The organism is Colwellia sp. PAMC 20917, assembly GCF_001767295.1.
Lineage (GTDB): Bacteria > Pseudomonadota > Gammaproteobacteria > Enterobacterales > Alteromonadaceae > Colwellia_A.
In genome coordinates this window covers 3,290,121-3,313,978 of the sequence record NZ_CP014944.1, presented here as the reverse complement: position 1 = coordinate 3,313,978, position 23,858 = coordinate 3,290,121, and the positions used below count along the sequence as shown (strand labels likewise).

At 37.8% G+C, this 23,858-nt stretch carries 19 protein-coding genes and 1 pseudogene; 11 read left to right on the top strand and 9 right to left on the bottom strand.

From position 1 onward, the window contains the following. Nucleotides 1-95: 95 nt before the first annotated feature. Nucleotides 96-458: a glutaredoxin family protein gene (locus A3Q34_RS14180; protein ID WP_070375945.1), complete on the bottom strand. Its 363-nt coding sequence runs from the start codon at nt 456-458 to the stop codon at nt 96-98. A gap of 121 nt (nt 459-579) precedes the next feature. Beyond that, nucleotides 580-1,131 carry a DUF2058 domain-containing protein gene (locus A3Q34_RS14175; RefSeq protein ID WP_070375944.1) on the bottom strand — a complete coding sequence of 184 codons (552 nt, stop codon included), beginning with the start codon at nt 1,129-1,131 and terminating at the stop codon, nt 580-582. Between the two features lie 182 nt (nt 1,132-1,313). Between A3Q34_RS14175 and A3Q34_RS14170 the strand changes: the two genes are divergently transcribed. The 3 genes from A3Q34_RS14170 to A3Q34_RS14160 all read left to right on the top strand — a co-directional run bounded on the left by A3Q34_RS14170 (nt 1,314) and on the right by A3Q34_RS14160 (nt 5,552). After that, a complete protein-coding gene (locus tag A3Q34_RS14170) occupies nt 1,314-3,725 on the top strand; it encodes a penicillin acylase family protein (RefSeq protein WP_070375943.1) in 2,412 nt (803 codons plus the stop codon). Nucleotides 3,726-3,777: 52 nt separating this feature from the next. Next, nucleotides 3,778-4,170, top strand: coding sequence for an MAPEG family protein (locus tag A3Q34_RS14165; protein WP_070375942.1), 393 nt, complete (start codon nt 3,778-3,780; stop codon nt 4,168-4,170). Between the two features lie 200 nt (nt 4,171-4,370). Continuing rightward, on the top strand, nt 4,371-5,552 hold the full coding sequence (locus A3Q34_RS14160) for a chorismate mutase (protein WP_070375941.1): 1,182 nt from the start codon (nt 4,371-4,373) through the stop codon (nt 5,550-5,552). Nucleotides 5,553-5,680: 128 nt separating this feature from the next. On the opposite strand, the gene A3Q34_RS14155 is transcribed toward A3Q34_RS14160, so the two are convergent. Together A3Q34_RS14155 and A3Q34_RS14150 are read right to left on the bottom strand one after the other, a co-directional pair. Continuing rightward, on the bottom strand, nt 5,681-7,282 hold the full coding sequence (locus A3Q34_RS14155; protein ID WP_070375940.1) for a protein adenylyltransferase SelO: 1,602 nt from the start codon (nt 7,280-7,282) through the stop codon (nt 5,681-5,683). Between the two features lie 188 nt (nt 7,283-7,470). After that, the gene (locus A3Q34_RS14150; RefSeq protein ID WP_070375939.1) at nt 7,471-7,926 is read right to left on the bottom strand and encodes a hypothetical protein; all 456 of its coding nucleotides are present in this window, start codon (nt 7,924-7,926) and stop codon (nt 7,471-7,473) included. A 219-nt stretch (nt 7,927-8,145) separates the two neighbouring features. Here A3Q34_RS14150 and A3Q34_RS14145 point away from each other — a divergent pair, with 219 nt between their 5' ends. The 4 genes from A3Q34_RS14145 to A3Q34_RS14130 all read left to right on the top strand — a co-directional run bounded on the left by A3Q34_RS14145 (nt 8,146) and on the right by A3Q34_RS14130 (nt 12,422). Then, nucleotides 8,146-9,462 carry a leucine-rich repeat-containing protein kinase family protein gene (locus A3Q34_RS14145; RefSeq protein ID WP_070375938.1) on the top strand — a complete coding sequence of 439 codons (1,317 nt, stop codon included), beginning with the start codon at nt 8,146-8,148 and terminating at the stop codon, nt 9,460-9,462. A gap of 208 nt (nt 9,463-9,670) precedes the next feature. Continuing rightward, nucleotides 9,671-11,350 carry an energy-dependent translational throttle protein EttA gene (gene ettA / locus A3Q34_RS14140; protein ID WP_070375937.1) on the top strand — a complete coding sequence of 560 codons (1,680 nt, stop codon included), beginning with the start codon at nt 9,671-9,673 and terminating at the stop codon, nt 11,348-11,350. Between the two features lie 157 nt (nt 11,351-11,507). Then, entirely contained in the window at nt 11,508-11,888 is a 381-nt protein-coding gene (locus A3Q34_RS14135) for a PilZ domain-containing protein (protein WP_070375936.1), read from the top strand. 36 nt (nt 11,889-11,924) lie between these two features. Then, nucleotides 11,925-12,422: a glycine cleavage system protein R gene (locus A3Q34_RS14130; protein WP_070375935.1), complete on the top strand. Its 498-nt coding sequence runs from the start codon at nt 11,925-11,927 to the stop codon at nt 12,420-12,422. 344 nt (nt 12,423-12,766) lie between these two features. Here A3Q34_RS14130 and A3Q34_RS14125 read toward each other — a convergent pair whose 3' ends face one another. The 4 genes from A3Q34_RS14125 to A3Q34_RS14110 all read right to left on the bottom strand — a co-directional run bounded on the left by A3Q34_RS14125 (nt 12,767) and on the right by A3Q34_RS14110 (nt 17,366). Then, complete coding sequence (locus A3Q34_RS14125) at nt 12,767-13,732, bottom strand: PstS family phosphate ABC transporter substrate-binding protein (RefSeq protein WP_070375934.1); 966 nt, start codon at nt 13,730-13,732, stop codon at nt 12,767-12,769. 464 nt (nt 13,733-14,196) lie between these two features. Next, nucleotides 14,197-15,492, bottom strand: a complete 1,296-nt coding sequence (phoR, locus tag A3Q34_RS14120; RefSeq protein ID WP_070375933.1) for a phosphate regulon sensor histidine kinase PhoR — start codon at nt 15,490-15,492, stop codon at nt 14,197-14,199. 49 nt (nt 15,493-15,541) lie between these two features. After that, nucleotides 15,542-16,243 carry a phosphate regulon transcriptional regulator PhoB gene (phoB, locus tag A3Q34_RS14115; RefSeq protein WP_070375932.1) on the bottom strand — a complete coding sequence of 234 codons (702 nt, stop codon included), beginning with the start codon at nt 16,241-16,243 and terminating at the stop codon, nt 15,542-15,544. Between the two features lie 196 nt (nt 16,244-16,439). Beyond that, on the bottom strand, nt 16,440-17,366 hold the full coding sequence (locus tag A3Q34_RS14110; RefSeq protein ID WP_070375931.1) for a porin: 927 nt from the start codon (nt 17,364-17,366) through the stop codon (nt 16,440-16,442). Between the two features lie 318 nt (nt 17,367-17,684). On the opposite strand from A3Q34_RS14110, the gene A3Q34_RS14105 reads away from it, so the two are divergent. After that, a complete protein-coding gene (locus A3Q34_RS14105) occupies nt 17,685-19,430 on the top strand; it encodes a sensor histidine kinase (protein ID WP_070375930.1) in 1,746 nt (581 codons plus the stop codon). A 135-nt stretch (nt 19,431-19,565) separates the two neighbouring features. Continuing rightward, the gene (gene rdgC, locus A3Q34_RS14100) at nt 19,566-20,486 is read left to right on the top strand and encodes a recombination-associated protein RdgC (protein ID WP_070375929.1); all 921 of its coding nucleotides are present in this window, start codon (nt 19,566-19,568) and stop codon (nt 20,484-20,486) included. Between the two features lie 118 nt (nt 20,487-20,604). Here the strand turns inward: rdgC and hldE are convergent. Beyond that, nucleotides 20,605-22,028 (bottom strand): annotated as a pseudogene (gene hldE, locus A3Q34_RS14095) (bifunctional D-glycero-beta-D-manno-heptose-7-phosphate kinase/D-glycero-beta-D-manno-heptose 1-phosphate adenylyltransferase HldE). A gap of 84 nt (nt 22,029-22,112) precedes the next feature. Here hldE and lpxL point away from each other — a divergent pair. Beyond that, the gene (gene lpxL, locus A3Q34_RS14090; RefSeq protein WP_070375928.1) at nt 22,113-23,051 is read left to right on the top strand and encodes an LpxL/LpxP family Kdo(2)-lipid IV(A) lauroyl/palmitoleoyl acyltransferase; all 939 of its coding nucleotides are present in this window, start codon (nt 22,113-22,115) and stop codon (nt 23,049-23,051) included. Between the two features lie 116 nt (nt 23,052-23,167). After that, on the top strand, nt 23,168-23,848 hold the full coding sequence (locus A3Q34_RS14085; protein ID WP_070375927.1) for a TcpQ domain-containing protein: 681 nt from the start codon (nt 23,168-23,170) through the stop codon (nt 23,846-23,848). The last annotated feature ends 10 nt before the right edge of the window (nt 23,849-23,858 follow it).

Here is a 23,858-nt window from a genome sequence, read left to right as displayed (position 1 = left end):
CTTCTCAGGTTATTAATTAACTAACGATAAACCAATAGACCCGAGAAATAGAGAAATACTTCATTATTTATAAAATAATATTACTGTTCTATCAATTAACGGGCAAATTGATGTAAATAATCAACCACAGCAGACGATTCATATAACCAAGTAACCTTTTTGTTTTCATCAGTGATTTTCAAACAAGGTACCGTACGTTTTCCACCTTCTTTGATTAACTCTTCACGATAATTTTCATTTTGATTAATATTACGTAATTCGATATTTAAACCATCGCGTTTTATGGAACGACGAACTTTTACGCAAAAAGGACAAGCGGGTAATTGATATAAGCTCAAGTGTTGTGTGCTTGTATCTATTTCAGCTTGCAATTGAGTTGTTCTTTTTGGGCCGCTCGGTGAAAAAATAAAATTTAACAATAAGATAATACGACCAATAATCCAGCGAACAATAAACATAAATCAACTTCTCTTTATTTAAAAAAAAACACTAGACTGTCTAAAAACAGCCACCCTAATTTTGCGCGAGTTTAACATATCTACTTAGTTAACACTGCTTTCATTTCGCGCAAATGGCTATCTACCACATCATATCGTCAGGAATTTGATAATCGGCATAAGGATCGTCAGCTTCAACTAAATCACTTTCCACTTTATCATTTTGCACTAAAATAACACTAGCATCTAAAGTCGCTACTTTTGCTGCGGTTTCAGCTGTCACTAAATAACTCTGTTCGGTTAACCCACAAACCGCTAATCGTCCATTAACTAAAGCTCTATGGGTAACCGCGTTAACAAATAACTTTTTAATTTTACTGTTAAAGGTGTAATTATATTCTGTTTCACCACTAACATTTTTTATTTGATGGTGTTCGAGTATTTGTTGGATACGTAGCATTTTTTCTTTGTTGGCGAGTTGTTGCTTTCTTTCTTCATTGAGCGCGGTGTCTTTTGCCAATTTTTCTTTTTGAGCTTTAGCTAAGTCTTGTTTTACTTGTTCTTGTAAACTTTCGTCTTTTGCTACGCCACTGCGTTTTTGTTTATTTGATTTACGCTGGCTTGTATTTGCTTGTCGCGCTTTTTGCTTAGTCGTTAAGCCTGCTTTTAATAGCTGATCTTGTAAAGATGCCATACAAACTCCTTAATTAGGTTTATCAATAGTAATTGTTGCTATTCTATCGGGAAAAATAGCAATAAAAAAGTAGCTCGGCTTTTCTTTGTACATAAACCGATAATAATCTTCTATCATTAAATGTTAACTTTATAAATAATAAGGTAATCTAGCACGTCTACATACCCTAAACACACCACATTATGAATAGATTTAAACATATATTAATTGGTTTCTTGCTGATCTTATTTTTAGTTGTTACAAGTTTAGGTACTTGGATTTACAGCCAAATTGATAGCGCGTTACCGGTACTTGAAGGAAAGCGAACATTACTTGGCTTGAGTGATACTGCCATTGTTGAGCGCGATAGTCAGGGTATTGTCACCATAAAAGCAAAGAAACGTAACGATGTTGCAGTCGCCACAGGGTTTATACATGCCCAAGAACGTTTTTTTCAGATGGACCTACTGCGCCGTAATTCAGCAGGCGAACTCGCCAGCTTATTTGGCGAAAAAGCCTTGCCACATGATAAAGAGATCCGCCGTCATCGCTTTCGTGAGCGTGCTAGAGCGATAGTTTCACAACTTCCTGAAAGAGATTTGGCCTTACTCAAAGCCTATACCCGTGGTGTGAATCAGGGCATAAATAATTTAAGCTCACCTCCTTTTGAATATTTATTACTTCAACAAGCTCCCGTTTCTTGGCAAGAAGAAGACACCATATTAACCGTATTAAGTATGTACATGGACTTGCAATATGCGGCAGGTGACCGTGAAAGAACCTTAGGAAATATAAAAAACACCTTAGGTGAAGATGTCTTTAAATTTTTGAATCCTAAAGGCAGCATCTGGGATGCAGCCATTGATGGTAGTCAGTATCCATCAAGTAAAATGCCAACACGTGCATGGCCTTCAGCCTCATCTGAGCAAGATGCTTTAGCTGCTAATGCTGTGCTAAATTTAGTAACCGATATATCTGAGCAAAAATATCAAGGTGAGGAGTTCCCTGGTTCAAATAATTGGGCGGTATCGGGGAAAATAAGTAAAACAGGAAGTGCCATTGTTGCTAACGATATGCATTTAGGAATACGCGTACCAAACACTTGGTTTCGGGCAACCTTTGAATATCAAAGCGATAATAATAAAGCTATCAAAGTAACTGGACTGACCCTCCCGGGAACACCTAATATCATTGCTGGCAGTAACGGTAATATTGCATGGGGGTTTACAAATAGTTACGGCGATTGGAGCGATATAATTATTTTAGATACCAATGCAGATAAGAGCCAATACTTGACACCTGCTGGCTATCAAGACTTTACTGAGCATAAACATGTTATTGCGGTAAAAGGTCAAGACGCACAGGAAATCATAGTCAAAGAAACAATTTGGGGGCCCGTTATAGGAGTGAACAACAGCCAACAATTATTAGCTTATCGCTGGGTTGCACATGATGTACAAGCCGTAAATCTGCACCAAACTCAACTCGAATTAGCCACTAGCGTTGACGAGGCATTTAACATTGCTAACCAAGCAGGTATTCCGGCACAAAATCTAGTTGTCGGAGATAAAGCGGGAAATATTGGCTGGACAATCATGGGGCCTATTCCAAAAAAATCTTCCTCGTTTGGCGAAACACCTACACATTGGGGTGACGGTATCAATCATTGGCAGGGATATTTAAAAGCGGATCTGTATCCTAAAATTAAAAATCCACAAAATAACCGTTTATGGACCGCAAATGCTCGTGTGGTTGGCGGTGAAATGTTAGAAAAATTAGGCAACGGCGGTTATGCACTTGGTGCAAGGGCACAACAAATCAGAGAGGGATTACTTGCAAAAGAGATTTTTTCAGAACAAAACTTACTTGATATTGCGCTAGACGACCGCGCCATTTTTTTAAAACGCTGGCAGAAATTTTTAATTGATAACGTACTAACACCAGACGCTATTATCAATCATCCACGTTGGCAAGCAGTGAAAGAAACCCTTAATACTGATAATTTATGTGCATGCACAGACTCAGTCGCTTATCGCCTTGTTAATAATTTTCGCTTGAATGTGCGTAATGATGTTTTTAGTCTACTCAACGAAAACTTAACTCACTTAGATAATGGCTACTCTTTTCACACCATTCGCCACCAAGTAGAAACACCGCTTTGGCAAATGATTAATGAACAACCAAGCAACTTTTTATGGTTGCCCGAAGATAACTGGCAAAAAGTTTTTGAGCGAGCACTCTCTACCACCTTAACGGATATGACCCAAGACCAACCATTGGCTAAAGCGACTTGGGGGCAACAAAACACCAGTAAAATACAACACCCACTTAGTAACGCTATACCCTTTATTGGTCGTTGGTTAGATATGCTGCCAATACCTCTTGCTGGCGATAGCTATATGCCTCGTGTCCAAGGAAAGTCTTTTGGTGCCTCTCAACGCATGGTGGTTTCACCGGGTCATGAGGCCTCAGGAATATTACATATGCCAACCAGCCAGTCTGGCCACCCGTGGAGCCCTTATTATGGTTTAGGTCATGATGATTGGGTACAAGGAAAGCCCTCACCTTTCTTACCGGGTAAGACAAAATATACACTGACATTACTGAGCTATTAAGCTAAATTTTCAACATTAAAATTAATATCTACAATATAAAAAGAGGAAAAGTATGACGATTCTTATCTGGTGTTTATTTGCAGCCACTCTATTGCCTTATTTAGCTAAAGCCCCTGTCGCAATAGCTATGAGTAAACTCGATGGTTATGACAATAACCACCCGCGTGCGCAACAAGCAAAACTAACTGGCTTTGGAGCACGTGCACTCGCGGCTCACCAAAATGCTTTTGAATCACTGATTATTTTTGTCCCTGCGGTTTTACTCGCAATAACCACAAATACAATAACCGACAGTGTAACCTTCTTAGCAATTACCCACGTTGTCGCTCGAGTGGCTTACAACTTATTATATTTATTCAATATTGGACTACTGCGCTCAATTGTCTGGGGAGTAGCAACCGTGTCTTCTTTTGCCATTATTTGGCAATGTTTTCCACAAAGCTAAAAATCTATTTCTATTATAGATTTTTTTAATACAAGCCTTTAGCAATAAAGGCTTGAACAATTTCTTCGCCCTCGCTACAGTAATGCTATATATCCTAGCTAATAGCTTGTTTTAGTCGCCTTCATGACTTTCCTTTACTAAAACATCAGGATTCTTTCTTTTTAACCATTTTCGAAAATAATATATAGGGTGGAAGTACTGTGAGTGAAGATTTAGATCTGAATAAAATTCGTGAAAAAATAACCAAACTTGACCAGCAATTATTAGAGTTATTTGCTCAACGCCGTTCTCTCACTCTCAGTGTTGCAAAAAGTAAAGCGCATCAGATACGCCCCGTTCGCGATCAACAACGCGAGCAAGAATTATTAATACGTTTAATTAACCAAGGTAAAGTGCTTGGTTTAGACGCTCACTATGTTACCAGCGTTTATCAAACAATTATTGAAGATTCAGTATTAAATCAACAAGCCTATTTACAAACATTGGCCAACCCCAATATCCAAGTGCCTACGGTTAGCGTCGCTTTTCTAGGTAATAAGGGCTCTTATAGCTATTTAGCCAGTCATAGATATTTTTCACGCCGTGCAGCAAAAATCAATGAATACGGTTGCCAAAGTTTCAAAGAAATTATGCAACAAGTCGAATCTGGCCATGTAGATTACGGTATGCTGCCCATTGAAAATACCAGTTCAGGTAGTATTAACGAAGTTTATGACGCTCTGCAACACACTAACTTGTCAATTGTTGGTGAGATAACTCAGCCGATTGAGCACTGCTTATTAACCGCAGTAAATACCCAACTCAGCAAAATAAAAACGATTTACGCGCACGGACAACCCTTTACTCAGTGCAGTAATTTTCTCGACAAACAAAAAAACATTCGCATCGAATATTGTGACAGTACCGCTGATGCAATGGCCCAAGCGTATGAGTTGCAAGACCCTACAGTCGCCGTTATTGGCAGTGAAGAAGGTGGTCATCTCTACAAGCTTCATGCTTTAGAAAAGTCGATTGCTAACCAAGCAGAAAATCACAGTCGCTTTATTTTAGTCGCTCGTAAACCTATTGATGTCGCTGAACAAATCCCGGCTAAAACGGCATTGATTTTGGCAACAGGACAAAAAGCAGGTGCCTTAGTTGACTGTCTTATTATTTTAAAAGCAAAAGGTATTAACATGTGTAAACTTGAATCTAGACCTATTCAAGGGCGACCATGGGAAGAAATGTTTTATATTGATGTTGAAGCCAATTTGAAGAGTGCTGTACTACAAGAAGCAATTAATGAAATAACCTCAATTACTAATTTCATTAAAATATTAGGCTGTTATCCTATTGAACATATTAGTCCGACTAGTGTGCCAAGTAGCGCGATAAACACTTAGCCGTTGTCGCTTAATTTTTAAGTTAATGGCTTTGATAAAGTCTCTACGCCAGCAATATTGACCTTACTCGACCTCGTAAAAAACACAGGTCGGTAAGGTTTTAGTTTTAAGCGTTATTCAACAACGCTTTAAGAGCTGCACGATAACATCGAACAACCCGCCTTATTTCTCGCCCATTCAGGACGTTTCTCACTGTAATGATGAAACTCAACTTGTTCATCATAAGGTTTTTCCAGAACCTTTTGTAATTCATGTAATTTACTAAAATCACCTTGCTCTGCAAGCTCAATGGCTTGTTGTGCTAAATAATTACGCAATACATATTTAGGGTTCACCTTATTCATCACCGCTTTTCTTTGCGCTGCTGTTTTTTCGTCGTGCTCAATTCGATTAGCGTAGCTTTCTAGCCAAGAAGAAAAACGTGCTTGATGCTGAGGCGTTAACTGCTCGTCTAGATAGAAACAATCGGCAAAATGATTGACGTTATTTGCTTTAACTTTTTTGTCATAACTAAAATCAGCCAGTAAACGATAGAAAATAGTCATGTCTGTTTCTATATCACCCAACAAGGTTTCGAGTGCTAAAAACAATGCTGTGTCCGCTTTATGGTTTATATCTTCAGCCGTAATACCCAGTTTATTCGACATCATTTCATGCCACTGTTGTTGATACGTTTTACTGTAATTATTTAATATCACTTCTAGTGGCTTAGATTCTTCTATCAATGGATAGATAGCGTTCGCTAATTGAAATAAATTCCATTGTGAAATTTCACCCTGTTTGCCGAAGCTGTAACGCTTACCTTGGGCATCTGTTGTATTTGGTGTCCAAGACAAATCAAAATTATCAATCCAACCATAAGGACCATAATCAATCGTTTCACCGATTAATGACATATTGTCGGTATTCATTACGCCATGAACAAAACCAACCCGCATCCAATGCACCATCAATCGACAAGTGCGTTGGGCAATTTCATCAAACCAAGCTAAGTAACCTTGTACCGAGTCATTTTCGTGGTCATTTAATAAATGCGGAAAATCTCGTTTTATCGAATAATCAACGAGCTGCTTTAACAAAGCCTTATCTTTACGGTAAGCCGGTAGCTCAATACTTCCAAAACGCATAAATGACGATGACACTCGACAGACAACAGCGCCTAATTCAGCTTTCGCATTACCGTTATAAAACATATCCCGAACGACACTGTCACCCGTTAACGATAAACTCAGTGCTCGGGTGGTAGGAATACCTAAATGAAACATCGCTTCTGAACATAAGAACTCTCGTACCGATGAACGTAATACCGCTAAGCCGTCAGCCGTTCGTGAAAACGGTGTTGGTCCTGCACCTTTTAGCTGGAGAACTTTATGGCCATCTAAAGGGGTGTTTACTTCAGCTAAGTTAATGGCGCGGCCATCACCTAATTGTCCAGCCCAATGGCCAAACTGGTGTCCGCCATAACACATCGCATAAGGGGCAAATTCTTCAGGCACGACATTCCCCGTGAACAACTGTAAAAATTCATCACTTTTAAGCTGCTCTTCGCTTAACCCTAATATTGAGGCAACATCACGACTAGTCGTAACCAACTGTGGATTTGACGTTCTTTTAGGCGATACCCAAGAAAAAGCAGCGGCATGAACTTGGTGCGGAAAAATAGACTCTTCTAAATCTTCAGGTAACTGTGAAGAAAAGCTATTCTCAATATTGAAATCTAAATAAGACAAAATAAGCGACTAATTGAAAAATAGAATTGAAAGGGAATTATTGACTGCCAGTTTCTATATTGCAATATTCATTTCAAATAAAAAGCTGATTTGGGTTATACCCTTGTCAGCTTTCTATTACTTATTTATATATTCACTTATAAATATCATTAAAAAGTAATATCTACTCAGGTAAAAGCTAGCACTCACTATTGCAAAGCTATCGTCAGTGAAGCTTTAAAAGTGCTATGGCAAGATTGACAAGCCAGTATTAATTTTTGATATTCAGCGACAATAACAACCATATTTTTTTCTTTGGCCGCTTGCTTAATTTTGATAGCGCCACCATGAACAACTTTGTCAAAACCTTTAAATATAGCGACTTTTGATCCTAAGGCTTTCATCAATTTTTTCCGTTGCGACATTGCCGGTTTTGGGTGATTAATAATCCCCTGTGCTGCACTTTCAACAAGGCTAAAGTCTTCTAAAATAATTCCTTGTGTGATCATCTTGGTGTCAGATAACAATGCCTGCATAACCTGTTTAAACGTTACAATACTATTTTTATCGATATCTTGTTGGTAATGCTGTGCGTTCGCTGAAACACCAACGAAAAAAGCTATCACAACACTGGTAATAATGATTTTTTTTTGTATTTTATACATAGTGACTCTTATTTATCAGTGAGGTAAATGAATAAACTAAGGTTAATAAAGTGGTTAAGTTATGATGACATTAATCGCTTTAAGGATAACCAAACAGGAAATAATCATTGATAATCGCATAAGAACAGCCAATTTACGCCAAAAATATTAAAGCACTTTAGCTTAGTTCAGTTTCGCGGTAAAATAGCGGCAAATTTTAGCGCCCTATTAGGCTTTATCTTGCAAACATTAGCCCAGCTCAATTCAGGTAAATATTCAGATATAACGCATTTAACCCTCAGTGAGAATTTAACTGAATTTCCGCAAAAAATCTTTTCATTAGCAAACTCTCTTGAAGTATTAGACTTAGCAAATAACAAATTAACGGCTTTACCCTGTGAGTTTTCTTCATTGAAGAAGTTAAAGATATTATTTTTAACTAATAATAACTTTAAAAGTATTCCTGAAGTTTTAGCAGCTTGCCCACAACTAGAAATGATCAGTTTCAAGGGTAATCAATTAAGCCGAGTAGATGAAGACGTGCTGCCAACAGCAACACGTTGGTTGATATTAACTGATAATAAAATATCAGCACTACCCCATTCAATGGGCAAGCTAAGCCGTTTACAAAAATTAGCATTGGCTGGCAATCTATTACAGCAACTGCCCGATAGTATGAAGAACTGTAAAAATTTAGAATTAATGCGTCTTTCGGCTAATCAGTTAATCACACTTCCCGATTGGCTCTTTCAACTACCTAAATTGGCGTGGCTAGCTTTTTCGGGTAATAAGTTAACGCGTAGTGTTCAACCAGTCATTGATCAGATACCAAGTATTTCACCACAAGACTTTCAACTAAAACAAAAATTAGGTGAAGGCGCATCAGGGATAATTCATCAAGCAACATGGTTAACTAAACCTATCACCATTGATTCAGATGACGATATAGCAGTAAAGATTTTTAAAGGTGAAATAACCAGTGATGGTTACCCTATTGATGAACTAAATAATTGCTTGCAAGCCGGTGAACATAAAAACTTAATCAAAGTCATTGCTAAAATTATGTCGAAAGAGCAACTTTCTTTAATCATGGAGTTAATTCCCCAGCGTTTTTATAACTTAGGTTTACCCCCTTCATTAACAAGCTGTACTCGTGATACGTTCCCTACATCTGCCACATTAACAACAAGTCAGATAATAAAAATAGTCCTTAGCATGGCTGATACTTTACGTCATTTACATGAAAATAAAGTCAGCCATGGTGACATCTATGCTCACAATACTATGGTCGATGAAAACGCAAATATGCTGTTTGGTGATTTTGGTGCCGCTTCTAACTTAAAGGTTTTGCCTGAAACACAACAAAAAGCAATGCAAGCGATAGAAGTGAGAGCTTTAGGCTGTTTATTAGATGATTTATTGCCTTTGTCTCTTCATCTAGAAAACACTGCGCAATACCAAGCGCTGTTGATAATAAAAGAGCGTTGTATGCAAGCCGATACGTTTAAAAGACCCACCTTTTTCGCTATCGTTGAGCAATTAAAAGTACACCTTTAACCTGGTTTTTTAATTCATATTATTAGGCGTATAACCGGTGAGATCGAATAACTGGTTTTAAAAGCTCTCTTTTAAAACCAGTTTATTATCTACAAACCGCTTTTTTTTAAACACCAGCGCTAAAACGATTCAAACACATTTGCTTGCCTAGCCCCTTTAACCTAAAATATCGACAAGTTACTTTTTCCTTCAAATAATAAGGTTTTTCATGGCACAACCATTACCAGATAAATTTATCATGTCGATGAACCGCGTATCAAAAGTGGTTCCACCTAAAAGAACAATACTTAAAGATATTAGTCTTTCATTTTTCCCTGGCGTTAAAATTGGTGTTTTAGGTTTAAACGGTTCAGGTAAATCAACGCTGCTTCGAATTATGGCAGGTGTTGATAAAGATTTTGAAGGTGAAGCAACATCTCTAGCCGGTACAAAAATTGGTTACTTACCGCAAGAGCCTCAACTTGATGAAAGCCAAACAGTGCGTGAAGCTGTTGAAGAAGGGGTTGCTGAAGTTAAAAATGCTATGGCTCGTTTAGACCAAGTCTATAACGAATATGCAGAAGAAGGCGCTGATTTTGATGCCTTAGCCAAAGAGCAAGGCGATTTAGAAGATATTATTAATGCGCAAGATGGTCATAATCTTGATAACGTTTTAGAACGTGCGGCTGATGCTTTACGCTTACCTGAATGGGATCAAAAAATCGCGGTACTAAGTGGTGGTGAACGCCGTCGTGTCGCGCTTTGTCGTTTATTGCTCGAAAAACCAGACATGTTATTACTTGATGAACCCACTAACCATTTAGATGCTGAGTCTGTTGCTTGGTTAGAGCGATTCTTACACGATTATCCAGGCACTGTGGTAGCAATTACCCATGATAGATACTTCCTTGATAATGTAGCGGGTTGGATTCTAGAGCTTGATAGAGGGCACGGTATTCCTTATGAAGGTAACTATTCTTCATGGCTAGAACAAAAAGATGCACGTCTTGCACAAGAAAGTAAAGGTGAAAGTGCACTACAAAAAACCATCAAGCAAGAACTTGAATGGGTGCGTTCAAATCCGAAAGCTCGTCAATCAAAAAGTAAAGCCCGTATGGCGCGCTTTGAAGAGCTTAATAGTCAAGATCATCAAAAACGTAATGAAACCAACGAACTTTACATTCCACCTGGACCTCGTCTAGGGGATAAGGTTTTAGATGTTAATAACTTAACAAAATCTTTTGGTGACAGAGTACTCATTGATGACTTAAGTTTTAGTGTGCCAAAAGGTGCTATTGTTGGCATTATCGGACCAAACGGCGCAGGTAAGTCAACATTGTTTAAAATAATGTCAGGCGCAGAAAAACCAGACTCAGGTAATGTAGAGTTAGGTGATACGGTTAAACTTGCCAGTGTAGATCAGTTCCGTGATGACATGGACAATAGTAAAACCGTCTACCAAGAAATATCTCAAGGCCATGAGATATTACAAATTGGTAATTTTGAAATTCCAAGCCGTGCTTATGTCAGCCGTTTTAACTTTAAAGGTAACGATCAACAAAAGATCATCGGTGAGTTGTCTGGTGGTGAACGTAACCGAGTTCATTTAGCTAAACTAGTGCAAACCGGCGGTAACGTATTACTGCTTGATGAACCAACCAACGATCTTGATGTTGAAACTTTACGTGCGCTTGAAGAAGCGTTGTTAGAGTTCCCTGGTTGTGCCATGGTTATCTCGCATGACCGTTGGTTCCTTGACCGCATTGCAACTCACATTTTAGATTACCGTGATGAAGGTAAGATTAACTTCTATGAAGGTAATTTTACTGACTATGAAGCTTGGTTAAAGAAAACACTGGGCCCTGCGGCGACTGAGCCTCACAGAATTAGATACAAAAAAATTGGCTAAGCTAAAGCTAATAGATAATTTTTAAATTATCTATTAGTTATTAAATAGTTATCGGCACTTTATTTTTGTGGTTTTATAAAAATCCACACGAATAAAGTGCCTTTTTGCTAAAAGGGAGCTATGCTGAAGATACCCATTTATAATTTGAACTTAAGCAATGGAAAATAGACGTCAATTCACGCGAGTTTTGTTTTCAATCAATGCGATATTAGAGGTTGAACAGCAGAATTATCCAGTTACTATCCACGACATTTCACTTAATGGCGCTTTGGTTACTATGCCTAAAGCTGAAAAGTCATTAAAAGGTAAGTTAGGCTTATTACATTTTGACTTAGTTAATGGCGAATCAATCGTTGAAATGCATATTGCTGTCGTTCATGAAGAAAATGACAAGCTAGGTTTACAGTGTGAAGTAGGCTTGCAATGTAATGCTATCGATATTGACAGTGTGACCCATTTAAGACGGTTAGTTGAATTAAATTTAGGTGATGAAAGCCAGTTACATAAAGAACTTTCACAATTATCACGCCTTGCTTAATATGATGACATTCGCCTTGCTTTATAGAGGAACATTATGAATCACTTAGTTATTTCATTTATTACCAAAGACCGTCCTGGTTTAGTCGAAACTTTATCCAAAGTCATTAAACAACACCAAGGTAACTGGCAAACCAGTAGTTTACATCATTTGTCGGGCTGTTTTGCTGGTGTACTCGAAATAGCGGTAGAGCAAGCTCAATGTGAAGCGCTAACTCGTGCAATTACAACACTGGACGGTTTTAAAGTCATTATCGAAAAAACTGCCCCTAGCCAAATAAACGATGAATCACCGGTAGTTTTAGAGCTAACAGCAAACGATCGAGAAGGTATTGTAGAAGAAATATCTGCGGTTATTCACCATCAAGGGGGTAACATGATAAAGCTTGTCAGCGAGCAAGATAATGCGCCACATACTGGCCAGCGACTATTTAAAGCAAAAATAACCTTAGCGGTTAATAAAGAACAAACACCAAGCTTAATAAATGCATTAGAAGATCTTGCTGACGATTTAATGATTGATATTTCCCGTTAATCTGTTGAATAGTAACTTAATCTACACGGTTTTATTAGCCCACTTATCAATACTTCTTTGGGCTTGATAATCCCGTGATATTTTATTCATAGACTTGCTTAACCCTGATGTTAAAAAGAATCTAGTAAACAAGATCCCTCCTCTTTCCCCTTCAATAATGCTCCCGTAAAGTTACGGTTAACTCCTGGCGACTAAACTAAAAAACTAAAAAAATAAGTATTAACTGAAAATGGCCTTACCTCCCCTAATGATTTTGATGAACTTTTAGGTTTTTACGAGTGCCATAGAAAACAAAAAGGCCTGACATAAGCCAGGCCTTTTCAAAGTGGTATTGGTGCTTTTACTTAAAGCTTAATACCTAATTTTTTCAATTCTTTTTGAACAACTGAGTTCGGTAATGGAATATAACCATCCTTCTCAACAATCTTTTGACCTGACTTAGAAAGTACCATAGTTAAAAATTCAGCATCCATTGGCGCTAATGGCTTGTTTGGATGCTTATTTACATAAACGTATAGGAAACGAGATAGTGGGTATTTTTTCGATATAGCATTCGCCATATTAGCTTCAACATAGTTGTCACCTTTTTTAGACAAAGCTAAAGCACGAACACCTGAAGTTGTATAACCGATACCAGAATATCCAATACCGTTTAGTGAAGAAGATACTGATTGAACGACTGAAGCTGAGCCTGGTTGTTCATTAACCGTGTTTTTAAAATCACCTTTACAAAGGGCTTTCTTTTTAAAATAACCGTAAGTACCAGAAACTGAGTTACGACCATAAAGTTGAATGTCTTTTGCTTCCCAGTCACCTGTTAAACCTAAGTCGCCCCAACGGTCTGCATCTTTATCAGCACCACATTTGCGGTTATTTGAGAAAATAGCATCGACTTGATCAATACGTAATCCTTTAATAGGGTTATCTTTATGAACAAATACCGCTAATGCGTCAATAGCAACACGAACCGCCATTGGCTTATAGCCGTAACGTTTTTCGAATGCTTCTATTTCACGCGACTTCATCTTACGGCTCATAGGGCCTAAGTTTGAAGTGGCTTCTGTTAATGCTGGTGGCGCAGTAGATGAACCAGCGGCTTGAATTTGTATATTCACATTTGGGTAAGTGCGCTTAAACTCCTCAGCCCAGAATGTCATCATGTTTGCTAAGGTATCTGAACCCACTGAAGATAAGTTACCTGAAATACCACTGACTTTTTTATATTCAGGTAAATTTTTATCCATTGCTAATGATGAGAAACTCACCAAGCTTGCTAAACCTATAACGCCTAAAGCACGTTTAAAACCCATGTTATTCTCCACTGAGAGTGTTGTCCCCATTAAATTATTATTAATTTGTTTGGGGCTAATTAATTTATGAACACTATATAAAGTTTATGTGACAATTATATTTAAGGTTTATGACACTTATATTACAGTGATCGATATATAGGTATATAAACAACATTTAGTCAATTTCTCTCCTTAGTTCAAAGATAAAGGCGAATAGTTAGACCCTAGCTACGACTTTATAACGAGTAGTATTACTGGAACTTACGGCGAAATAAGAATTAACACATCAAATAATAGCGTTCATCATTAAAGCGGTGAATTTTCAGATAAAAGATTAGGATAAAAATACCACGGCATAATTATTATAATGATAAAAATTTAGCGTGTGCTGAAGTTAGTTAACCTTGGTAGATAAGCCACGTTTAGCAAATAAAGCGCTATCGGCACCTTACTCACTAGTGAATAAGGTGCGGTAAATAAGGTTATTTTTTATTTAATGCTTCAAAGTAAATAATGAACTCACTGCCCTTGCCCCACTCGCTTTCAATGGCTAATTCGGCATTATGGTGATGTAAAACATGTTTAACAATTGATAGACCTAACCCTGAACCACCAGTGTCACGAGAACGTGACTTGTCTACTCTAAAGAATCGTTCTGTGATCCGGTTAACGTGTTCAGGACGAATACCAGGACCATTATCTTTAACAGAAAACTTAGCCTTATTACCACTTCGTTGCCATAAAATGTCTATAGAACCATGGGCAGGCGTATAAGCAATAGCATTAGATATTAAGTTAACACAAGCACTTTTCAATTCAGTATCTATGCCTTCAATCCATAAGTCATCATTAAGATCAGCAGTAATTTTGTGTTGTTTATCTTGGTTAAGCCAAGTGGCATCGTCGACCAATGTTTTAATTAGTTTAGGCATATCAACAAGTTGTTTATTTTCTTCATCGGCATGATTTTCTACACGTGATAAAACTAATAACTGTTCTACTAAGCGGTCCATACGTGATACTTGAGTTTCAATAGTGCTAAAAGCTTTTTGCCAATGAGGCTCGAGCGCATGCTCAGTGGTCAGTATCATTTCCACATAACCACGCACCACGGTAAGCGGTGTTTTGAGTTCATGAGAAACATTGGCAACAAAGTCACGCCGCATTTCTTCTAATCTTTTAATTTTACTGACGTCTCGGGCAAGAAAGAGTACTTGGTCACTTCCATAAGCCATTAAGCGCAGCTCTAACTGTAATTCGCTGTTAATAGGTGAAATAATATGACAGGGCTGTTCAAAATTACCAAGTTCTAGATATTTAGAAAATTCAGGAAAACGAATAAGGTTGTCAATACGTTGACCAACATCACTCGGCCAACGAATACCTAAAATGCGCTGAGCTTTCTTATTACCCCACAAAATAGTCAGTTCATCAGATAAGACTAAGGCAGCATCAGGTAATGCTTCAGCACCATCCCTGAATTTTCTAATTCTTTCGTTTAGCTGTTTTTGTTTGTGGCGATGCTGTCTGATTTGTCGGTACAGGCCATCATATATTTTCCCCCAGATACCTTCAGATTGTGGAGGAGAGAGTGACTTACTGCGCCACAGCCACTTGATCAGTTTAAGCAAATGGTGATAATGCCAACATAAAATAACCAAGGTACTGATACAGAGTACGAGGAGAGTTTGGCCAATTAAAAAACCAAATAACGCGCTTACCGACAATATAGTCAGTAAACGCGTGATAATACTTTTTACGGATAAACGAAAATACATAGTGAGTCGTTTTTACCTATAAATAATAATAAAAATGCATACTTATGTATTACGCACTCGTTTTAAGCTTTCCGGAGAATCGGTAGCCAGAGCCTCGAACGGTTTGAATAAAGTCTTCATGCCCTTCGCCAGTAATCGCTTTGCGTAATCGTCTAATATGAACATCTACCGTTCGGTCTTCTACATAAACATTGGTACCCCAAACATTATCAAGTAATTGTTCACGGCTATAAACACGCTCGGTATGAGTCATAAAAAAGTGTAATAAACGAAACTCCGTTGGTCCAAGCTCGAGTGAGCGGTCATTAATTGAAACACGGTGGGCGATGGGGTCAAGTTTCATACCATGAAATTCAATGGCTTCTTCGAGCGCAGTTGGAGAAACTCTGCGAATAACAGCTTTGATACGCGCTATAAGCTCTTTCGGCGAAAATGGCTTAGTAACATAGTCATCAACACCCGCATCAAAACCTTTAACCTTGTCGTCTTCATCGGCACGAGCAGTTAACATTATAATAGGAATAGATCGCGTATATTCATTCTGTTTTAATGATTTAGCAAGCTTAACACCTGTGCCTCCGGGCAGCATCCAATCCAATAAAATCAAATCAGGATAAGGCTCAACAATCTTTGCTTTTGCCTGTTCGTAATCTTCAGCTTCAATAGCATTAAAACCATTTTGCTCTAATACAAAAGTAATCATTTCCCTGATCGGCGCTTCATCTTCAACAACCAATATTTGTCTATTCATGTAAACTTCCCGTTGTCTAACTACACTTTACTTATTGACCATTGTGATAACTTTTTATGACATTTATATTACACACAACAAGTTTAATTCATTTATCTTCATGCCAAAAGCTTAATTTATTAATCTTCATCTAAAGCGCTAGTTATAAAAAAAGCGACCAAAAGTCGCTTTTTTATCTTTACTATACGGTGATTAATTAAAACTTGTATTCTATGCCTGTCGCTAAGTAATCTTGATCAGCTTCATTGTCGAGATCAAAACTCGTGTAAAAAGCAAAAAGTTTAGTACTTTTCGCTAAGGCGTAATCCACGCCAACAGTCATACCTGAACGGCGATCGCCGCCATCATAATTAGCCGTTTGTACTTGTCCTTTAACTGTAATTTTATCAAAGCCATATTTTGCTGAAAACAACAAACCTTCGACATCACTGCCATCAGAAACTTTTTCTTGTCTGTGAACAATAGCACCTAACGTAAAACCAGCGAGTTTACCCTGCACGGTTAAACGGGCCGCATCATAACCTTTTACTTCTGAGTCTACCGCGATAGCAGCATAGAACTTAGATTTTTTAAGCGCTTTATCACCATAAAAAAGGGCCATTGAAGTACCATCTTGTCCATCAACCTCATCTTCTGCAATATAAGTAACACCCAGTTGAAAACCGTTAACCTTAGGTGATTTGTAAGTAACCGTGTCGCTCATGCGGTTCTCACCTTTCCAGAGCTGTTTAATATCTGCGTTTAAATCACTAAATAAGTCAACCTTGCCTTGTGACTGTTTTAACACGGTATCGTTAATACCTAACAATACTTCACCGAAATTACCTTTCAAACCAATGTATTGATTACGGTCAGTAATGCTATCACCCTTGTCACTATCACCATCAAGGTCGACTTGAAACTCGGCTTTAAAAATAACTTCAAGGCCATTACCCAAATCTTGACCACCTTTAAAACCTATACGTGAAGCGTTGCTTTTAACTTCAGAGTAAGTACCAGTACCGTCATCTGATGACTGAACTGTAACATTGGCTTTACCATAGATATCAACATCACCAGCAAACGCTGATACAGAAAGAGTTGATAATAATGCCGCTGCAAGAGTGCTGTAAGAAATTTTCATATATATACCTTATTGGGTGACAGAGTCTTTTATATTAAGAACGATTTAAATTAACTAATTATTTGCCGCATATTCTGCCTAATTTATATGACATTTTTGTGACATTATGAATTATTTTTTAAAAGTTTATGACAATTTGATAAATTTAGCTAAGAAAGACTTCGTATAAGCCAAAGCAATTTAAAAGAAAAAATTATTTCGTTTAAAAAGAGATAAAACACTTTATATTGAATAAAAATCATTCTTATAGCAGAAAATACTTTTAACCTACCGTAAAATGTCTAGAATTAAGCTAGGTATCATAATAAAGAAGATAAAATGAAGGTAACAAGCATTTCTCGAAAACTATTGACCCGAGTGCTCTCGGTTTATTTTGTTTTAACCTTTATTGTCACCTGCGTGCAAATTGGTGCTGAATACATTAACACTAAGAGCCACATAAACAGTGAGTTACTGACCTTAGAAAAAACATTTAGCAGCAGTTTAACACGTGCTGTTTGGGAGTTAAATACGCAGCAAGCTGTTGATATTGCTGTGGGATTAGTCGCCATTCCTATGATAAAAGGGATTGTTGTTACCGATGAAAATGATCAAATCATTGCGCAATTAGGTGAGTATTCCGAGGGTGAACTTCTTAATCAAGTAGATAAAGTCACCTTAAATAGTGAATCTACTGTCATTAGCTCTTTTGCTGAAGGATTATTCGGCCATTCATTTCAACTCATCTTTGAGTTTTCTGGTCGAACAACAAAAGTGGGGACCGTCGTTCTCTTATCAAGTAATGAAGTGATTTTCGATCGTATTGAAGTGGGTATATATTTTTTAATCGGTAATGCGATGGTAAAAACAGCCGCGTTAGTTATTTTATTTTCCCTCGCCTTTTCCAGCTTATTAACAAATCCGCTTAATGAACTGACAGAACAAATTAACCATTTTGATATAGACGATCCCGAAGCTTCAAAGCTTCATACCATGAATTATGAAAATAACGAGCTGAACATTTTACAAAGAGCTTACAACAATCTGCTCGATGAGCTGGTGCAATATCAAAATCGACTGAGTACCGCAAAGCAAGAAATATTAATGGCGAATCATAAACTTGACGATCAAAATTTAGTATTAGAACAAGAAGTCGCTAAAAAAACATCATCGCTAAGTACCACCATGCTTGAAATGAATAAACAACAGCGTGAACTTATCGAGCAACAAAAACAGTTAAAAGCTGAAAATATTCGCCGCAGCCAAACAGAACAAACCTTAACAAAGACCAACCAAGAATTAAAAAACTCGATTCTAGAACTCAAAAAAGCGCAAGAACGTTTACTTGATGCAGAAAAAATGGCTATTTTAGGTAAATTATCCGCGGAAATATCCCATGAAATTAATACCCCTATTGGTGTCAGTATTACCTCAACCAGTTATTTATCAGATTTGTTAAATTCGTTAAAAAATGATGTCGACGACCAAAAACTAACCAAACGATCATTAGATGACTTCACTAAAAATGCTGACCAAAGTTTACATTTACTCTTTAACAATCTTAATCGCGCATCTGATTTGATCACCAGTTATAAACAAGTCGCTGTTGATCAAACCAGCAATAAAACACGCAAGATTAATGTTGCACAATACCTGCATGAAATCATTCAATCTTTGCAGCCAAAATTAAAGAAAACTAAACATACGATTAACGTAAACTGTGTTGATAATATTGACATTTATTGCCATGCGGGGGCAATATCACAAATATTTACTAACCTAATAATTAATTCTATTATCCATGGATTTGATGGTATAGAGAATGGCACGATTACCATAGGTGCAAAACTAAAAGGTGAACGTTTATATCTGCATTACCAAGATAATGGTGTTGGTGTTCCTCAAAATAAATTACCACAAATATTTGACCCTTTTTATACCACCAAAAGTGGTACTGGAGGCACAGGCTTAGGCACTCATATCATTAACGAATTAGTTACTGACACATTGAATGGCACAATAGTCGCACATTCTGAGGTTGGACAAGGTCTTAGCTATGATATTGAATTTAATGATATGCGTTAAAATATTCTTCATTGCGATATCTTAACAGTAAGACTCTGCAAGTGAGTGCTAATAGCTGATATTTAAGTTACTATATTGCTCTTTTAAAATTTATCAGCCGGTGCACTTAGTGCTCCAGCGGCGCAGGAAACTTCTATGTGGTTCAAAAACCTATACTTTTTCACATTTACTCGCCCTTTTGCATTATCAGAAGATCAATTAGAAAAACACTTAGCTGAACATTTATTCACCCCTTGTGGGTCAACAGAACAATCGCATTTTGGTTGGGTAAATGCTTTGGGTAAACATGGCCATTCAACGGTTCATGCCGCTAACGGCAACCTTTTAGTTTGCGCAAGAAAAGAAGAGAAAATTCTTCCTGCTCCCGTTGTAAAAGATATGATTGAAGCAAAAGTTGCTCAACTTGAAGTTGAACAAGCGCGCAGCGCAACTAAAAAAGAAAGAGAACAGTTTAAAGAAGATATCATTTTTGAACTACTACCTCGGGCGTTTTCTCGCGTTACCGATACCCATGCTTACATTAATGCTGAGCATAACCTTATTGTTGTAAACTCAGGTAGCCGCGGTAAAGCTGAAGATTTATTAGCCTTGTTGCGCAAAGTTATTGGTACTTTACCCGTAACAAGTGTTTCACCAGAAAAAGCGCCTGATGAATTGATGACTGACTGGTTAAACGAGAAAAGCATTGGCGACAACTTTACTTTAGGTATGGAAGCAGAGTTTCATGCCTTAGGCGATGATGGCGCGGTAGTTCGTGTTAAAAATCAAGATCTTGATAGCGATGAAATTAAAACCCATTTAGACGCTGATAAATACGTAGTGAAATTAGCACTTGAATGGGATGAAGCGATGTCGTTTATTCTTTGTGACGATCTAGCGATTAAACGTTTAAAGTTTTTTGATGTCTTACAAGAACAAAATGACGATATCGATAGTGACGACGTTATAGCAAAACTTGATGCAGACTTTGCCTTAATGGCTGGAGAAATTAATCGTTTGATTAATGACTTACTGGCTGAATTCAATGTTAAAGCGACAGACTACTTAGAGAGCTAATACGCATTAGGTTACTGATGTCTCTAAAGAAAAAAGCAGCTAATATAGCTGCTTTTTCATTGCTTCGCTTTATTACTTCAGTTTTAATCGAGTTAATAATATCGGTAAAATAGGTAGACTACTTCAAACGAATAGAGTTGATGATATCGGTCGTGGAAATACCTTCTTCAAAGTTAAGTACTTTAACTGTGCCGCCATTGGCCATCACTTCTTTACCGCCAGCAATATCTTCAACTTTATAATCCCCCCTTTAACTAATATATCAGGGAGAATGTTACTTATAATACGTTGAGGGGTGTCTTCTGAAAAACTCACTACCCAGTCAACAGCGCCTAAACCAGCTAAAACTGCCATTCGTCTGTCGGTAGGGTTAACCGGTCGTCCACTGCCTTTTAATCTTTTTACAGAAGCATCGTCATTAACAGCAACAATCAAACGAGTGCCTAAAGTACCAGCATGGGCTAAATACGAAACATGACCCGCATGTAAAATATCAAAGCAGCCATTGGTCATGACAATATTTTCACCACGAGCTTTTGCTAATTTAACCGCTATTTTTAATTGCTCTTCGCTGACAACTCCAAAACCACTTTCTTGTCCTGTCGATATTTCAGCTAATAATTCGGTCTCGCTAACGGTTGATGTCCCTAATTTGCCAACAACAATACCGGCAGCAATATTGGCTAAAGCACTCGCTTGGGTATATTCAGCTTTTGCTGCAATAGCCAAAGCAAGGGTCGCAATAACCGTATCACCTGCGCCGGTTACATCATAAACCTCACGCGCTCGAGTCGGTAAATGGAATTCGTCATGATCTCGACGAAGCAAGGTCATTCCTTGTTCACTGCGCGTCACTAACATTGCTTCTAAATCAAGATGTACTAACAGTGCCTGACCTTTAGTGACAATATCATTTTCTGTTTTACATGCGCCAACCACAGCTTCAAATTCGGATAGGTTGGGTGTTAATAAAGTTGCACCACGATAGCGTTCAAAATCGGTACCTTTGGGATCAACTAAAACAGCTTTCCCTTGCTTTTTAGCTATAGCAATTAAATTTTGAACGTCAGATAACGTACCTTTACTATAATCAGACAACAAGAGTAAGTCATGATTAACTAATTGGGCAGCTACTTTTTCTTCAAGTACTTTTTTATTTACTTCGCTAAGAGACTCTTCAAAATCTAAGCGGATCAACTGCTGATTTCGGCTCATGACACGTAATTTAGTGATCGTGGGAATATTAGCTTGTTGATCAAATTCACAATGAATATTTAATGCTGATAGCTTTTTTTTCAAATGCTGAGCGGCTTCATCATCGCCAGTAATGCCAACGAGAGTGGCTCTTCCACCAATAGAAGCTATGTTTAATGCAACATTTGCCGCACCGCCGGGGCGATGTTCATCTTGATTAATTTTAACAACTGGAACGGGGGCTTCTGGAGATATACGATGTGTTGGACCGTACCAATATCGATCTAACATAATATCACCAACAACCAACACACTTGCTTGCTCAAAAGCGGGAATGTCTACTTTCATCCTATGCCTCTTAACTCTTTATGGATATACAGATATAATGGTTAATATTGTATCACATGAATTTCAATGAGTTGACATCATCCCGTGAGTAAAAATAAAGTTTTACAACCTGATTTTAAAATATCCTTCCTATTGCCTAAGTATTGGTTAACTTGGTTTGGGGTAATTATTCTCTATACCATTTCATGGTTGCCTTATAAATTACAATTAATGCTTGGCAGGATGCTCGGGCGCTTACTGTATAAAATAGGCTCAAGTCGCAAAACGGTAGCGATGAAAAACTTGCAACTGTGTTTTCCAGAAATGTCGGTACAAGAACGTACCCGTATTTTAAAGAAAAACTTTGAAAACACCGGCATCGCCTTATTTGAAACCGGCATGGGCTGGTGGTGGCCAGATTGGCGAGTTAGACGAAAAACAAAGATTGTTGGCCTTGAGCACCTAGAAAAAGCCCATCGAGAAGGTAAAGGTGTTTTACTCTTAACTATGCACTACTTAAGTGTAGAAATTAACTGTCGTGGCATTGGTACTGGCCACCCTACGGTGGTTTTTTATCGCCCCCACAATAATCAACTGATGGAATTTTTTCAGTTTAGAGGTCGTGGCCGCTCCAATAAATACATGTTGGGTAAGCGCGACGTTAAGGGCTTAATGAAGGCACTACGTGATAAAGAAGTTTGTGTTTATTTGCCCGATCAAGATTATGGTCGAAACCGCAGTTTATTTGTGCCTTTTTTTGCTGTACCTGATGCTGCAACAACCACGGGTACATTAATTTTTGCTCGCCAGAAAAACGTACAAAATCACATACTCATACCGACCAGAAATGATGATGGCAGCGGATACACTTTAGAAATAAAGCCGATGATGGAGAATTTCCCTACCGATAATGACGAGGCTGATGTTATTCGCATCAACCAAGAGTTAGAGAAAGCCATTATGTTTAAGCCTGAACAATACATGTGGTTACATCGACGTTTTAAAACAAGACCCAATGAAGATGACCCTTCACTTTACAAATAAGTCATGGTTGAAATCATCAGCATTGTATAAATAACAACTTTTCAGTATGGTAGTATTTATTATAGGTACACCATACTGGAATTTTCCATATGGCCTCATAACTAAGAAAGCCTTATATGAACTTTTGGTTACGCAACATTATTTTTGGCTCAATTCTAATTGCTTTAGCTTTTTTATTATTTGACAACCAAGAAGAGCTATTTTCTTCTTTGTCAGATGATACCCAGGCAACAATAGAAGTTGCGCCGATTAAACCAGCAGATAAAGCCGTTCTGGCATCAGAGTCCTCGACTTCAAAAATAAAAAGTAATAATGCGGCAGCAGATGGTTTATCTCGCTTTTACGCCAACTTACATGGTGACGATGGCAGTTCAGGTCCAAAAATTCGCAATAATATAGTTTACTTGCAAGAGCCAACGGGTGACATTGTCAAACTGCTAGAAGCTCGGCGCATGGTCACACGTCCCTTACGAAAAAACTGGCGTGGCACCAATGAAAACCACCCATTTCGCTTAGGTGAAACACTCTTTCAAAAACTTTCAGAATATGCAAATAGTGAGGGTTTAGAAGTTATCTGGTGGTTAAATAGAGATTTTCTGGTCAAAGACCCTTTTCGCATTAATAAAGAAATCATCAAAACAGCTTACCAAGTCGGTAAAGCGGTTGAAGGACATTTTCGCGAAGGTATCAAGGTTTATTTTTGTCATCAACAACGAGCCATAGTACTGATTGATTTAGATATACCCTACCTCGATGAAGAGTGTATTTTATTACCGCAAAAGTCTCAAAGACGCTAAATAATAACGT

Excerpts from the sequence above, each read along its gene's own strand:
- rdgC (WP_070375929.1), top strand. The coding sequence starts at position 19,566 with ATGTGGTTCAAAAACCTATACTTTTTCACATTTACTCGCCCTTTTGCA.
- A3Q34_RS14180 (WP_070375945.1), bottom strand. The coding sequence starts at position 458 with ATGTTTATTGTTCGCTGGATTATTGGTCGTATTATCTTATTGTTAAAT.
- A3Q34_RS14135 (WP_070375936.1), top strand. The coding sequence starts at position 11,508 with ATGGAAAATAGACGTCAATTCACGCGAGTTTTGTTTTCAATCAATGCG.
- phoB (WP_070375932.1), bottom strand. The coding sequence starts at position 16,243 with ATGAATAGACAAATATTGGTTGTTGAAGATGAAGCGCCGATCAGGGAA.
- A3Q34_RS14165 (WP_070375942.1), top strand. The coding sequence starts at position 3,778 with ATGACGATTCTTATCTGGTGTTTATTTGCAGCCACTCTATTGCCTTAT.
- A3Q34_RS14085 (WP_070375927.1), top strand. The coding sequence starts at position 23,168 with ATGAACTTTTGGTTACGCAACATTATTTTTGGCTCAATTCTAATTGCT.
- A3Q34_RS14130 (WP_070375935.1), top strand. The coding sequence starts at position 11,925 with ATGAATCACTTAGTTATTTCATTTATTACCAAAGACCGTCCTGGTTTA.
- A3Q34_RS14125 (WP_070375934.1), bottom strand. The coding sequence starts at position 13,732 with ATGGGTTTTAAACGTGCTTTAGGCGTTATAGGTTTAGCAAGCTTGGTG.
- ettA (WP_070375937.1), top strand. The coding sequence starts at position 9,671 with ATGGCACAACCATTACCAGATAAATTTATCATGTCGATGAACCGCGTA.
- A3Q34_RS14105 (WP_070375930.1), top strand. The coding sequence starts at position 17,685 with ATGAAGGTAACAAGCATTTCTCGAAAACTATTGACCCGAGTGCTCTCG.
- A3Q34_RS14110 (WP_070375931.1), bottom strand. The coding sequence starts at position 17,366 with ATGAAAATTTCTTACAGCACTCTTGCAGCGGCATTATTATCAACTCTT.
- A3Q34_RS14170 (WP_070375943.1), top strand. The coding sequence starts at position 1,314 with ATGAATAGATTTAAACATATATTAATTGGTTTCTTGCTGATCTTATTT.
- A3Q34_RS14150 (WP_070375939.1), bottom strand. The coding sequence starts at position 7,926 with ATGTATAAAATACAAAAAAAAATCATTATTACCAGTGTTGTGATAGCT.
- phoR (WP_070375933.1), bottom strand. The coding sequence starts at position 15,492 with ATGTATTTTCGTTTATCCGTAAAAAGTATTATCACGCGTTTACTGACT.
- A3Q34_RS14175 (WP_070375944.1), bottom strand. The coding sequence starts at position 1,131 with ATGGCATCTTTACAAGATCAGCTATTAAAAGCAGGCTTAACGACTAAG.